The organism is Actinomadura rugatobispora, from assembly GCF_055379765.1.
The window spans coordinates 6,810,528-6,823,708 of record NZ_AP029191.1 but is presented as its reverse complement, the minus strand read 5'-3'; the positions used below and the strand labels follow the sequence as shown (position 1 = coordinate 6,823,708).

General features: G+C 73.1%; 10 protein-coding genes and 1 pseudogene. 1 reads left to right on the top strand and 10 read right to left on the bottom strand.

Features of this window, described 5'->3' with window-relative positions; translation table 11 throughout:
* Nucleotides 1–9: 9 nt before the first annotated feature.
* Together ACZ466_RS30470 and ACZ466_RS30465 are read right to left on the bottom strand one after the other, a co-directional pair.
* The gene (locus ACZ466_RS30470; protein WP_378292727.1) at nucleotides 10–453 is read right to left on the bottom strand and encodes a (deoxy)nucleoside triphosphate pyrophosphohydrolase; all 444 of its coding nucleotides are present in this window, start codon (nucleotides 451–453) and stop codon (nucleotides 10–12) included.
* A 23-nt stretch (nucleotides 454–476) separates the two neighbouring features.
* Nucleotides 477–1,286 (bottom strand): Mut7-C RNAse domain-containing protein, encoded by an 810-nt coding sequence (locus ACZ466_RS30465; protein ID WP_378292729.1) that lies wholly within the window; start codon nucleotides 1,284–1,286, stop codon nucleotides 477–479.
* A gap of 483 nt (nucleotides 1,287–1,769) precedes the next feature.
* Between ACZ466_RS30465 and ACZ466_RS30460 the strand changes: the two are divergent.
* Nucleotides 1,770–1,952: pseudogene (locus tag ACZ466_RS30460) on the top strand (guanyl-specific ribonuclease); the annotation flags it as partial.
* A gap of 36 nt (nucleotides 1,953–1,988) precedes the next feature.
* Here the strand turns inward: ACZ466_RS30460 and ACZ466_RS30455 are convergent.
* The 8 genes from ACZ466_RS30455 to ACZ466_RS30420 form a co-directional block, all read right to left on the bottom strand.
* A complete protein-coding gene (locus tag ACZ466_RS30455) occupies nucleotides 1,989–2,792 on the bottom strand; it encodes a TIGR03619 family F420-dependent LLM class oxidoreductase (RefSeq protein WP_378293505.1) in 804 nt (267 codons plus the stop codon).
* Between the two features lie 55 nt (nucleotides 2,793–2,847).
* Nucleotides 2,848–3,918, bottom strand: a complete 1,071-nt coding sequence (locus ACZ466_RS30450) for a C40 family peptidase (RefSeq protein ID WP_378293503.1) — start codon at nucleotides 3,916–3,918, stop codon at nucleotides 2,848–2,850.
* Entirely contained in the window at nucleotides 3,915–4,556 is a 642-nt protein-coding gene (locus tag ACZ466_RS30445; RefSeq protein WP_378293501.1) for a hypothetical protein, read from the bottom strand. The genes ACZ466_RS30450 and ACZ466_RS30445 overlap by 4 nt, the downstream gene beginning before the upstream one ends.
* Nucleotides 4,557–6,824 carry a type IV secretion system protein gene (locus tag ACZ466_RS30440; protein ID WP_464041756.1) on the bottom strand — a complete coding sequence of 756 codons (2,268 nt, stop codon included), beginning with the start codon at nucleotides 6,822–6,824 and terminating at the stop codon, nucleotides 4,557–4,559.
* Nucleotides 6,825–6,997: 173 nt separating this feature from the next.
* Complete coding sequence (locus ACZ466_RS30435; RefSeq protein ID WP_378293414.1) at nucleotides 6,998–9,505, bottom strand: ATP-binding protein; 2,508 nt, start codon at nucleotides 9,503–9,505, stop codon at nucleotides 6,998–7,000.
* Nucleotides 9,502–9,651, bottom strand: coding sequence for a hypothetical protein (locus ACZ466_RS30430; protein ID WP_378293412.1), 150 nt, complete (start codon nucleotides 9,649–9,651; stop codon nucleotides 9,502–9,504). Before ACZ466_RS30430 ends, ACZ466_RS30435 begins: the two co-directional genes overlap by 4 nt.
* On the bottom strand, nucleotides 9,648–12,758 hold the full coding sequence (locus ACZ466_RS30425; RefSeq protein WP_464041755.1) for a TcpE family conjugal transfer membrane protein: 3,111 nt from the start codon (nucleotides 12,756–12,758) through the stop codon (nucleotides 9,648–9,650). The genes ACZ466_RS30430 and ACZ466_RS30425 overlap by 4 nt, the downstream gene beginning before the upstream one ends.
* 91 nt (nucleotides 12,759–12,849) lie before the next feature.
* Entirely contained in the window at nucleotides 12,850–13,134 is a 285-nt protein-coding gene (locus tag ACZ466_RS30420; RefSeq protein WP_378293511.1) for a hypothetical protein, read from the bottom strand.
* Nucleotides 13,135–13,181 lie beyond the last annotated feature (47 nt).

Sequence of the window (13,181 nt, the reverse complement as noted above, 5' to 3'; positions counted from 1 at the left end):
CGGGCTCGCTCAGCCGCCCGGGGCGCCGCCGGGCACGTAGGGGCGGACGGCCTCCACCACGGGAAGATCACCGGCGAGCCAGTCCACGTCGTAGAGCTCGTCCGGGCCGAGCCAGCGCAGCGCCAGGTGCTCCAGGGCCTTCGCCTCGCCCTCGACGATCCCGGCGATCCACACGCGGAGCACCCCGCCCAGGCTCAGCGGCCAGTCGCCGCCGATCCGCGCCCCCAGCGCGATCTTGACGCCCAGTTCCTCGTGGCACTCCCGGACCAGCGCGTCCTGGTCCGACTCCCCCGGATCGACCTTGCCGCCGGGGAACTCCCAGCCCCCGGCCAGCTCCGGCGGCTCCGCCCGCTGCGCGGTCAGCAGCCGCCCGCCGGAAATGATCGCCGCGCCCACCACAACGTTGATCGCAACCAGCCCCTCTCCACCCGGCCCTGCCCTGCCCGGCATCATGCCGGAACGCCGCGGGCCGCGTCTCAGGAGGCCGCGCTCTCCGGCGTTTCCGGCACCCCGGCGCCGGAGCCCTCAGGGCCGGCGCCGTCCGCGCCGGTACGGGCCGCCGCGACGGCGCGCACCGCCTCGTGGACGATCTTCTCCAGGTGCCCGCCGTGCGCGCCCCGCCAGTAGACCTGGCCGCAGTCGGTGCAGCGACCGTACACGTCGTAGCTGCGGCGCGTGCCGTCGGCCAGCTCCCGCTCGACCTCCTCCTTGCCCACCGTGGCCAGGACCCCGTTGCACGCGGTGCAGCGCGTCCACGGCCGCAGCACGGGCGCGAACCGTCCCAGCAGGTCGCGCAGCTGGTCGTCAGGGCGCGAGCCGCGCACGTACGCGCCGAACCACAGCGCGCGCCGCCGCAGCAGGCCGCGGTCCTGGGTCAGCAGGACCCGGCCCTCCTCGTTGGCCTGGACGACGAGCGCGGGGTCGTCCATGTCGTTGTGGTACGCGGTGTCGAGCCCCAGCAGGCGCATGCGGCGGGCCAGGGTGCCCAGGTGCACGTCCAGCAGGAACCGTGGCGCGACCTCGCCCGCGTCGAGCGGGACGGGCTGGGGCCTGGGCACGGCCAGCACCGCCACCTCGTCGCCCGCCGCCGGCTGGTAGCCCGGCTCGACCCGTTCGCCGTCCACCATGAGCGCGCCGATCTCGGGCAGCGGCACGCCCAGGGACTCCACGATGTGCCCCAGCGTGGACGTCCCGCCATGCGCCACCCCCTGCCTGGGGCGGCGGCGCGCGGCCGGCAGGAACATCAGCAGTTCGTCGGCGATCCGGATCCTTATCTCGGGCTCCACGCGGCCAGCATGCCACGCGCGAGCGAGATGTCGATCGGATTAACCGGCGGTTCACCCCCTTGAGGTCGGCGCCGTACGCGCGCGTTCCACACGGCCAGGACGGCCCGTACCCGTACCGTTCCTAAGGACTGTGCATAAGTTGCTCAGCCGCGCGCCCCGAACGGTCTTGGACGCACTGGTCCCCGGCGTACTCGACCCCGAGGCGGCGACACGCATCCTGTGCGTGGTCCGTTCCCGGGAGGCCGGTTCCCTACGCGACCTGGCCAAGTGGGCTCGACCAGAGGCGACGGGGAGGCCCCAGACCATCACTCCGGTGGAAAGGGGGCCCCGCACGCCGACATCGAACCCGGCGTCCCAGATCGCGCTACCGAAAGTACAGAGACCAACACACACCGTCAAGCCGGATCACTTGATCACCCGCATGCTCACCCAACCGACCTCACAGGCGAACAATTCGCACCCTAGGACGGCACGGTCTTCCAGAACCGCGAGGGCCTCCTGCCCGACCAGCCACAGGGCTACTACCACGAGTACACGGTCGAGACCCCCGGCTCCCCCGACCGCGGCGCCCGCCGCATCGTCACGGCCGGCGACCAGGGCGCCGAGGGCATGTACTACACCGCCGACCACTACGAGAGCTTCTCGGACATCGACTTCACCTGCTGAGACCGCCCGCCGCGCCACCGCCCCGGCAGGAACCGGTCAGCGGGGCGGTGGCGCGGCGGCCGCCAGCTCCCTCATCCGGCCGGCGGTCTCCGGGACGTCCTCGAAATGCACCGCCAGATGGTCGGCCCCGGCCTCGTCCCAGGCGGGCAGTTCGGCGGCCAGGCTCTCGCTCCACCCGGCCCGCGCCCCCACCTCCAGCGGACGGCCGGCCAGCTCCCGGACGCGCGACGCGAGGACGGCGAAGTTCTCCGGAGTGGTGTCGACGCTCTGCCACATGTCCGCCTGCCGGGCGGCCCGCCGCAGGGCGGCGTCGCTCATGCCGCCGACCATGACCGGGACCCGCCCGCCGCCCGGACGGGGCTCGAAGACGCCGGTGCCGAACCCGAAACGCTCCCCCTCGAACGGCCCGCCGCCCTCCGCGTGCAGGTGCCGCAGCAGCCGCAGCGCCTCGTCCGTCCGGCCCGCCCGGTCGGCGAAGTCCGCGCCGACCGCCGCGAACTCGGCCCGGTCCCAGCCGATCCCCACCCCGAGCACGAACCGTCCGCCCGACAGCCGGTCCAGCGTGGCGACCTGCTTGGCCAGCGTGAACGGGTCGCGCAGCGGCAGCACCAGCACCGAGGTGCCCAGCCGGATCCGGGAGGTGCGGGCGGCGACGTGCGCCAGGGTGATCAACGGCTCGTAGACGCCGCCGTACACCGGCCCGAACGGCTCCGGCGGGAGCAGATGGTCGGGCAGCCACACCCCTCCGTACCCGAGCTCCTCGGCCAGGACGGCCAGCTCGACGATGCGCCCGGGATCGGCGGCGGTGCTCTCATCAGGCAGAACAGCATGCAGTCGCATGCCGCGACCGTAAACCCTCACGTGCGAGAGTCAACCCCGCCCCGCGCCCGCCGGGTCAGCCGCCGGGCTGGGGCTGGGCGGCCAGTTCGGAGATCTTGCGCTGGATGTCGGGACGGGCCAGCGGCCGAGTCGTGCCGATCCAGTCCGACTTCTGGTACGGCTTCACCCCGATGTTGGGCACGCAGGTCGAGCAGCTCGCCACGATCATCTTGTTCTTGGCGATGACCATCCCGACATGCCCGGGATTGTTGGACGACGTCCCCGGACCGGAGTTGAAGAACACCAGGTCGCCGGGAATCTCCTGCCCCTTCTTGATCTTCACTCCGAACGGCCACTGCTCGAAGGTGGTCCGCGGGATGGCGATGCCCACGGTGCGGTACGCCGCCTGGAGAATGCTGGAGCAGTCCCAGGCGTCCGGGCCGTTGGCGCCGAAGATGTAGCGCTTGCCGCGCTGCGCCATGGCGAACGCGATGATCTGCTGGACGAGCCCACTGGCGTTGGCCGGAAGCTGGTTGTCCTGGCATTCGACGCCGTTCGACTGGACGACCGTGAAGTCGCCGCCCACGTACTTCTTGGCCCAGTCGAGCACGAGGTTCACGTAGTCCCACGAGTGGTTGTACATGAAGATGGCGGTCCGCATCCGCTGCGGGGCGCCGTTGTGCTTGAGGTAGCGGGCGGCGGACGGGATGGCGTCGTCGGGGTCGTACCTGTCCTTCTTGCCGTCCTTGTCGCCGTCCACCGCGAACGCCTTGAACGTGGGGTCCAGGAACTGCATGGGCCCGCCCGCGCCGGCGTAGTTCTCGCCGCTGCTCACCCCGGGCAGCTTGGACGTGCCGTGGCTGGTCTCGACCTTCCCGATCGCGGCCAGGACGTTCCACGGGATGCCGAACTCCTGCCCCGCCTTCTTGTAGCGGGCGAGGTAGTCGGCCGGGATGGCCTTGGCGTCACCGGCCTCGGCGGGCTGCGCCCCCGCCTGCGTGGTGTCGACGCATCCCGCGCTGCCGGCGCCGCCCCCGCCGAACATGAACTGGCTGGCGCCGAACAGCACCGGCACGATCATGAGGGCGGTGAACAGCGTCCCGACGGCGCCGAGCGCCCCGGCGATCAGCAGCCTGCGCCGGTTCATCCGGTGTCACCCGCCTGGCCCTCGTCGGCGGGCACGAAGGAGTACACCCGCAGGGAGCCCCCGTCGCGCGCCACCGTCACCGCGTACTGCTGGCTCTCCTGGGCCGTCTTGCCGCCCCGGGTGACCTGCTGCTTCCCGGTCACCAGAAAGATGATCGAGTTGTCCTCGACGTCGCGGACGCGGTCGAGGGTGGCCGACGCCTGCGCGACGACCTGCTGCTGCCTGCGCTCCTCGAGCTGGCCGGGCGAGCCCGCGCCGCGCTGGAGCTCGGCGAGCAGCGCCTCGGTGACCATGGGCGCGAGCCGGTCGGTGAAGGCCTTGGGGTCCTCGTCGTAGCGGTAGGACCCCTGCGCGGCGGTGAACCGCTGCGCCAGGTCGGCGGCCGTGGCGAACTCCTGCCGCGAGAACGGCAGCAGCCGGTAGAGGTCGAAGTTGCCCGCCGAGACCGAGCCGGAGATCCCGGGCGGCGGGGAGGCGGGACCGGCCGGCCCCGCCGTCGCCGCCGGGGACGGGCGCGCGTCCCCGTCCCCTTCGGAGTCCCCGTCGGGTGCCGCGACGGTCAGGTAGACGCCCACGACGGCGAGGGCGACCACCAGACCCGCGAACAGCATTTTGCGTTGGCGGTCGGTCAGGTTCATCTAGCCGTCCCGATCCGCGTCCCCGTCGGCGGGACGGAGCCAGAACGGGATCGGCGGCCCTTCGGCGCTGTCCCCGCGGCCCCAGAGCGGAGGCGGCTGCTGCCGTCCGCCGGGCCCTCCGCCCGTCGCCTGGCCGGAACCGGTGCCCGCCCCGCCCGCGCGCGGCTTCGGCACACCGGAGGCCGGATCGGGCCTGTTCCGCGCCGGAGCGCCACTGCGGCCACGGGACGGAGCCGAACCGCCCCCGCGACCGCCGGAGCCCCGGCCGCGGCCGCGGTCACCGGACGACGACCGCCCGCCGCCGACACCGCCGAACCAGCCGCCACCTCCACCGGACCCGCCACCGGACCCGCCGTCGGACCCGCCGCCCGACGACCCGCCGCCGTTGGAACTCTCCGGACGCGCCGTCCACGAGGTGGGACGCGCCGCCCCGGAGGGCTTGCTCCCGGACCCGGACGAGCCGCCGCCCACCGCCCCGGCCAGCGCACCGCCTCCGTTGCCGTTGCCGTTGCCCGCCGTCACACCCGCGTCGCCCGCGCGCGCGTCACCGCGCGAGCCCGCGCGGGGCAGGTTGAGCGGGGGCGCGCCCCGCCGCGACCGGCCCTGCGCCGCCGCCACGCCACCGCCGCGGGGCTTGGCCGCCAGCACGGGCGCCGCGTCCGGCGACGAGCCCTCGCCCGCCCCGGCCGCGCCGCCGCGCCGATCGACGCCCGTCCCGGACGCCGCGGTGCCGTCGGCGGCCGTCGCCGCACCGGGCTCGCCCTTGCCGTCGTTCTTCCCGAGCCGCGAGAGCCGGTAGCCCGCCGCGCCCGGCACGACCGCGCCCGCCACCGCCGTGGTGTTCTTGCGCGCCTCCATGACCGACTTGTCGAGCTGCGCCTGGCTCTTCTCCCGCGACCCCACGGCCGAGTACCCGACCGCCGAGAACAGGTGCTGGAACGGCTTGCGGTACACGAACGCCGCGCCCGTCACCAGCGCGATCAGCAGGATCTGCAGGCCCCACGGCAGCGTCTCGCCGAGGATCAGCCCGTACGCCCACAACAAGAGCGACAGCACACCGATCAATGCCGCCTGTTTCAGCAGCATCGACAGCAGCAGCTCCAGCCAGCGGATCGCGATCACCCGTCCGATGCCCGGATGGATGCCGATCCCGAGGAAGATCGGCCCGGCCACCAGCAGCAGCAGGAACGCGATCTTCACCACGATCAGCGCGATCGCGATCACCAGGATCAGCAGCCCCGCCACCAAGGCCGCGAACAGCCCGCCGAACGCGACCGCCAGCCTGCTGGTCCAGTTCTTCCCCTGGAACAGCGGATAGACCCCGGCGTGCTGCTCCTTGACGTTGCCGGCGACGTCCTTGTAGGCGTCCGCCTTCTTCGCCAGGTCGACCTTCTGCCCGCCATGGGTCTCCGGCAGGTCGACCGCCTGCGACCACAGGAGCTTGTCGGCGTTGTCCTTGACGATCTTGGCGTTGGGATCGGTCGTGCCGAACTGCCCCATCAGCCACGGCTTGCAGACCAGCGCCACCCACAGCCCGTTGGCGTTACGGGTGGTCGCGTCCACGTTCGGCGAGTTCATCGGATCCGACTTGCCCGCGGGCGGCGGGATGCAGGACGTCCCCTTGGTCTCGCTCTGCGGCAGCGCCGCGTTGAACGCCGCGCTGGTCGCCTCCGACACCTTCGTGCCCAGCGTCGTGAAGTCCGCGGGCCGCGCCACCAGCCAGATCAGCGCCACCATCGCCGCGACCATCCAGATCACGCCCTCGGTGACCTTGCTGGCCCGCTTGCGCACCAGCCCCCACCAGGCCAGCCACATCGCGCCGAGGATGACCACCCACGACCAGTACCGCGCGTTGAACGTCTTCCCGATGTCGCTGATCACACCGTCGACGGTGTTCTTCAGCCAGCCCAGCAGCGACTCCGACGCCGCCGCCTGGTACACGCTGATCGTGGTCCGGTCGATCGCCCGGACCAGCGTGAACGTGGTGTTGGCGAGCGCGTTGCCCATCATCGCCATCGCGTCCGCGCAGCCCATGTCGACCGCGTACCAGTGCTGCCCGGCCGTCCCGTACCGGTCGTAGTACGTCAGCTGGTCGACCGGCGTCTTCCGCAGCTGCTCGCTCGGATAGTCCGGCGGCTTGATCATGCCGTCCGTCCCCGACCCGTACTGCTCCGGCGCCGGATTATCCGCCGGCCGGCACGGATCGCCGCCGAACGGGCCGGCGCCCGCCATCGGGGACAGCCCCACCATGAACAGGACGGCCAGCATGGCCAGGACGATCGACCGGCCTCTCCGTGCCCTGCGCGGACGCCTGCGCGCCCCCGAGAGCACCGACCGGTCGAGACCCTCCGACGGAGAACGCTGCAACCGCCGGGCTGACGCACGGTCGAGCGCGCCTCGCGACGGGACGCGGGGACGGTTCATTGGCTGACCTCTCGTGTTCACCCGGCTCCACCTCGACCCTGTGCGGCGTCTGCCCCCGAAACCGTGAGTTCGGCCGAACCCGGACGGGACCGGGTCGGGTTGGTGTCCAGCCAGCGCCGCAGCTCCTCGGAGATCAGATCGACGCCGATCCGGCCCGCGCGGCCGTCCAGATCCCGGAAGACGCACTCGCCGTTGCCGAGGTTGCGCAGGACGGCCTTGTGCTCGTCGGAGGTCTCCACCCCCAGCAGGGACATCACGTTCCCCACCTCGTTGCGTTCGGACGAACGGAACGAGAAGACCGACGAGAGGCAGTTGGTCACCTGTTCGTTGAGCAGGTCACCGGCGTTCTGCGACACCAGGATCAGGGCGGTGTTGCGGGAGCGGCCCATCCTCGACACCTCGGGGATCAGCTTCGCGCCCTCCGGGGTCGAGGTGATCGCCCAGGCCTCGTCCAGGAAGATGGCCTTCGGCATGCGCCGCTCGAGGCCGTGCATCAGCCGCCGGGCGAACTGGGACACGAGGTACATCAGGGCGACCGAGAGGCGCTGCTCGTAGGAGTAGTCCTCGCGGGAGATCGCCACGTCGGGCAGCGTGAGGCCGCCCAGGGTGAACACGGTCGTCCAGCCGGCGGTGTCGATCCGCTCGCCGCCGGACGGGTCGAAGCAGAGCCTGGCCAGCCGCATCTCCGACATCGAGCGGAGCACGGCGCCCAGGTTCTTGGACGCGGGGTCGCCCGAGCCCTCCAGATGGTCCACGACCTTGCCGAGGGAGGGACGCTCGGCGTTGGCGACGGCGCCGACCGCCTGGATCATCGCGGACTCGCGCTCCTCCGACATGCGCGGCAGCAGCAGCCGCAGCGTCTCGGTCGCCATCGTCTTCTTGGCGGCCAGGTCGTCGCCGAACGAGAACGGGTCGAGCAGCCCCGGCGCCGCCGAGCCCAGCGGCAGGATCCGCGCCTTGCGGCCGCGCGCCTTGAGCAGCTCGACCAGGGACTCGGCGTCGCCCTTCGGGTCGATCGCCGCGACCGTCACGCCGCGCAGCGCCATCTGGTAGATGAGCAGCAGCGCCAGGGTCGTCTTGCCGCCGCCCGGCTCGCCGGTGATCGCGACCGCGGTGGGACGGTTGCGCGCCGCCGCCACCAGCGGGTCGAAGTGCACGATCGAGCGGGCCCGGCCGAGCGTCTCCCCGATGTACGGGCCGACCCAGCCCTCGCCGTCGTCGTCGGGACGGTCGCCCAGGTCGACCGTCGCCACCGGCATCCCGCCCGCGATCGTGCGCAGCGGCTGCCGCTGCGCGTACGCGTTGAGGCGGATCCGGTCGCCCGGCAGCGACTCCAGGAACAGGGAGAACTGGTCGCCGGTGGAGTTCACGACGTCGATGTTGATGTCGCGGTAGTGCTCGACGACCGCGTCCACGCGCTGCGCCAGCAGCTCCTCGCTGGGCGCGGACACGATCAGGCGGTGCCAGCCGTACACGAACGGCAGCCGCTCCTTGGTGATGCCGTGCTCCAGCATCCGCGCCGCGTCGATCTGCTCGGCCAGCGCGATCGGCGCCTCCGCGCCCGCCTCCCGGATGTGCTGGTCCATGTCGCGGGCGTGCGCGAGCTTGCGGGAGACGTCCTTGGACGCCTTCGCCGGCGGGATCAGCTTCATCCGCGAGCTGATCTCGACCGGGAACGGCAGCGCGTCGCAGTAGTGGAACCAGGGCTCCCCGTCCGGGAACGCCATCATGTCCGGGAAGCGGGCGAAGGAGAGGTAGGCGACGTAGGACTCCGCGGTCGCGCTCGTCCCCACGCCGTTGAAGTTGGGCTGCTCCACGCGCAGGTAGGAGCGGCCGTTGTGGATGGCGCCCTCGACCAGCGTCTCGATCTCACCCTTGCCCCAGGTGCGGCGCGGCACGGCCGACGGCGGCGGGTCGGCCAGCGACGCCGTCACCGCGTGCTGGAACAGCCAGGCCACCTCGGTGGACGCGGCGTGCCGCGCGTAGAGGGCGGAGCCGCCCAGGGCCCGGCCGACACGCTCGGCCTGGTCGGTCCACCGCGCGATCTCCTTCTTCTCGATCGCGTCGTCGGTGATGCCGAGGACCTGCTCGCTGCGCTTGTAGAACCCGAGCCACTGCGCCAGCACGCCGCCGGAGAACTGCGCGCCGACGCCGCGCGAGCCGAGCCGCACGCCGAGGTAGACCTCCTTGGTCCAGAAGTCCTTCGCCCAGACGTGCGCGTACGTCTCCTCCAGATACTCCCGCCAGCCCTGCCCGCCGTCGGAGGTGCGGTCCAGCGCCAGCGCCCAGTCGGCCGCCGGGTAGGTGCGGTGCGCGATCCGCAGGTGGATCTCCGCGTCCTGCATCCGGATCCCGGCCAGCGCGATGGTGATGTTGGTGGCCAGGGCCTCGCGCTCCTCGCCGGTGGTGAACTCGTACGACACCGTCGGCAGCCGGAAGTACGCCCAGGCCGCGTTGTCGGTGAGCAGCACCCGGTCGTCGAAGTACCGCACGGCCAGCCGGCCGGTCTTGGACGCCCTGCTCATGCCGCCTCCTTGCGGGGGGTCGGCCCGGCGGGGGCCGCGTTCGCGCCCTCGCCGCGCTCGGTCACCGCGGACCCCCCGGTGGGAACCGCGCTCATGCCCTCGCTCCGCTCGGTCATGACGCCCGCCCGGGTGCCGGTCGCGCTCATCGGGTGGCCTCCTGCTCCTGCTGAAGCTCCTGGTAACGCTCGGGCACGACGGTGAACCCGCCGGCGACCACACCGGCGAGCGCGAGGTAGGCGCGCCGCGTCGGCGCGCGCAGGGACTTGAGCTCGTTGCGGGGGGCGCGGTCCATGCTCAGGTGATCGTCCCATGGGATCCGCACCAGGGCCCGGCAGCGGCCGCGGGCCACCGCCTCGGCCTGCTCGACGTCGTCCATGCTGCGGCGGCTGACGCCGTTGATGACGGTCACGGCGCGGGAGCGCAGTTCCTCGTACCCGTGCCCGTCCAGCCACTCGAACGTCATCGCCACCGCGCGCGGCGCGTCGGCGCTGGCGGGCGCGACGAGCACGATCTGGTCGGCGTACGGCAGCACCCGCGCGACCACGGCGGCGGCCGCGTCCAGCAGCGTCACCGAGTAGAACCGGTCGATGGTGCGGATGGCCAGCGCGTAGTCGCGGTCGTCGAGGGCCTGCAGCGGGTTCTTCCCGGCCGCGATGACGTCCAGGCCCGATTTGGCCTGCGAGGTGTAGCGGCGCATCGCGGTGAGGCTGTTGACCTGGTCGGCGCGGGTGATGAGGCCGGTCAGCGTCTCGTTGGTCTCGCTGCGCGTCCTGCGCGCGAGCGCGCCCGGCCCGGGGTTGACGTCGATCGCGACGACCGGTTCCCCGTTGTGCTGGGCGAAGGTGTGCCCCAGCATGAGCGCGGTCACGGTCTGGCCCGCGCCGCCGGTGCAGCCGAGCACGACGATGTGGCGGGTGCCCTGGAACGGCTGCTGCAGCCGCTGCTGGTACTCGGCGTCGGCCTCGCCGTGCCCGCCGCCGACGGCCTGGATCAGCCGGCGCAGACCGCCGGAGCTGACCTCGTGCTCGGGCCCGGGCGGGGTGATCGCCGGTTCGGACGGCGGCGCGGGAGGGGGCGGCGGCAGCGGACGCGGCCGTACCGGCGACGCGGGACCCGAGCGCACCTCGCGCGACGGCGCGGGCGGCGGCTCCTCGTGCGCGGGCGGCCGGGGCGCCGGCCCCGACATGGGGAACCTGCCCGCGTGCCCGGCCGCAGGCGCCTCCGGCTGGACGTCCCGCGAGGGCGGCTGCCCTTGGGGCTGTGGGACGGGCGGCCACGTGGGCGCGTCGGCCGCACCCTCGCGGGACGGCTTGGACAGCTCCTCGGACCAGGGCCTGGGCGGCTCCAGGCGCGGGGCGTCCTCGCGCGGTGCCTCCTGCTCCGGCCGCTGCGGCTCGGCGCCCCCGGCCCCGAACGCTCCGGGCACCATTGGAATGTCGGGCCGGGTCGGCTTCGGCTGCTGCGGAATGTCGGGCCGAGTGGCCGCGGCCCGCTGCGGGACGTCCGGCCGCGTGGGCGGCGCCTCGCCCGGACGCCCGGCCACGGGCTCCTGAGCGCTCCCCCGCACACGCGTGCCCTCACCCGGACGCGGAACAGCCTCGCCGTGCCCCTCCGCACCGTGCGAGGCCGCAGCCGGACGCGGCACAGCACCCTGCTGCTCGGGCGCCGGCGTCCGCTTCCGCCCGGCGACCCGCTTGTCGCCCTCCTCCGGCACCGACGCGCCCCCACCTGGAGACTCGCCACCGGCGAACGCCGCACCAGTCGACGCCCCTTCACGACCTGCACCAGGCGCGGCCACCACATCGCCGCGAGGCTCGGCGCCAACACTCTCGTCGCGCGCACGCTCGCCGCGCGCGCCGGACGCGGAGCCCGCACCCGTCCGAGGCTCCCAGCCGCCCGCGCGGTCGCCGCCCGCGCTTTCGTCGGGCGCGCCGGACGCGGACATCGCCTCGCTGCGGGACTCAGCGCCAACCGCACGATCGCCGGGCGCACCCGACGCGGGGGCCGCGTCCGTCCGGGGCTCGGAGCCGGCCGTACGCTCAGCGGGCGCGCCTGATGCGGGCACCGCCTCGGTGCGCGGCTTGGCGCCAAGCCCGCTCTCGCCGCGCGTGCCGGACGCGGAGGCCGCGTCCGTTCGAGGCTCCAAGCTGCCCGCACGCTCGGCACCGGCATGCTCGCCGGGCGCACCCGACGCGGGGGCCGCGTCCGTCCTGGGCTCGAGGCCAGTTGCACGGTCGCCGCCCGTGCGTTCGCCGGGGGCGGGGGGTTCGTCGGGGCGGGGGGTGCCGAACGCTGGGGGGGTGTGGGGGGTGTTCGTTTGAGGTTCGAAGCCGCGCATGGGCTCGTTGGGGGGTTGGGGGGTGGGGACCGGCTTGTTGTGCCCGGGGGGAGGGGGCGCTGCGCCTGGGTGGGGGGCCGGGCTTTGGCCGGCTACTCGCTTGTCGCCCGGTTCGGGGACGGGCGTGGCCGGACGTGGCGCTTCGGTGGGGGGCTGGTCGTCGGCCTTCCAGAATTCCGGGGCGCCGCCCGGGCGGCGGACGCCCGAGGCGAAGGCTCGTTTTCCGGAGGCGCCGAGTTCCAGTTGGGGGGTGGCCGGGGGGTGTTCCAGGTCAGCCGGGCGCGGGGCCTCTTCCTCGTGCGAGATGTCGCGGGTGGTGCGGCGCCAGGGCTTGGCGGGAGGGGCGGCCGGGCGGGCGTCGTCGAAGCCGGCGGACTCGCGCTGGGCGGCGACCTCGGCGAGGGGCTGGGGGGCGGACGCCACGGCCGGGGACGGGGCGAACGCGGGGACCGGGGCCTCCTCGACCACCGGGCGGCGCTGCTGCTTGCGCGCCCTGCGGCGGGTCTTGAGCGCGGCGCGTTCGGGGGCGGCGACCGGGGCGGCGGCCTGGGGACGGCGCCACACGCGGGCCACGACGACGACCTCGCGGGGCTCCCGGATGGGGGTCAGCCGGCACCAGGTGCGGGGCTCGGCGAGGTAGCGGCTCTGCGAGATGAGCAGTTCGGTGAGCCGCTTGCCCTCGATGACCGGGCGGGTGGCCAGCCAGGTGAGGACGCCCGGGGGGACGATGTAGAGGACGTGCCACGGGGACTCGAACGGGATGCCCACGAAGCGCAGCAGCAGGATCCACGGCACGAACACGCCGGCGAACACGCCGATCTGGACCATCGGCAGCGGCATCGGAAGCCGCAGGTCGTACAGCTTGTACAGCCGCTTCTCAATGCGCCATATGTTCGTGTACGTGGGTAGATCCACGCCCCTACTCCCCTAACTGTGCGAGCACAGTGTCGCCTGCCGGCCCCGGCGCGCGGGGCCGCCCCTGCTCTCGGTGACCGCCGTGCCGAGGTCAGGTCAAGTCCACTCCCAGGGCCCGGGCGATCGCCCTGGCCGTGGTCTCGATGATGTTGGGCACGTAGAAGACCACCCCGATTCCGATGGCGAGCACGATGAATTGAACGAACCGCGTGATCTCGCGGGTGAACAGAAAGAAGATCGCCACAATGGAGACGATCACGAGGAAAAGGGGGCCGAATATCTGCCGCAGCCAGTCGGCCAGCTTATCGGTCTGCAGATCGTCGTTCGGCGCCGCCAGGACCTCGAACGGAATCGACGCCATCATGTGGTGCAGCATCGACTGACTACCTTCCTGGGTCGACGGATGTGTCGGATACGGGGCGA

Excerpts from the sequence above, each read along its gene's own strand:
- ACZ466_RS30470 (WP_378292727.1), bottom strand. The coding sequence starts at position 453 with ATGATGCCGGGCAGGGCAGGGCCGGGTGGAGAGGGGCTGGTTGCGATC.
- ACZ466_RS30455 (WP_378293505.1), bottom strand. The coding sequence starts at position 2,792 with ATGCGACTGCATGCTGTTCTGCCTGATGAGAGCACCGCCGCCGATCCC.
- ACZ466_RS30450 (WP_378293503.1), bottom strand. The coding sequence starts at position 3,918 with ATGAACCGGCGCAGGCTGCTGATCGCCGGGGCGCTCGGCGCCGTCGGG.
- ACZ466_RS30445 (WP_378293501.1), bottom strand. The coding sequence starts at position 4,556 with ATGAACCTGACCGACCGCCAACGCAAAATGCTGTTCGCGGGTCTGGTG.
- ACZ466_RS30440 (WP_464041756.1), bottom strand. The coding sequence starts at position 6,824 with ATGCTGGCCGTCCTGTTCATGGTGGGGCTGTCCCCGATGGCGGGCGCC.
- ACZ466_RS30435 (WP_378293414.1), bottom strand. The coding sequence starts at position 9,505 with ATGAGCAGGGCGTCCAAGACCGGCCGGCTGGCCGTGCGGTACTTCGAC.
- ACZ466_RS30430 (WP_378293412.1), bottom strand. The coding sequence starts at position 9,651 with ATGAGCGCGACCGGCACCCGGGCGGGCGTCATGACCGAGCGGAGCGAG.
- ACZ466_RS30420 (WP_378293511.1), bottom strand. The coding sequence starts at position 13,134 with ATGCTGCACCACATGATGGCGTCGATTCCGTTCGAGGTCCTGGCGGCG.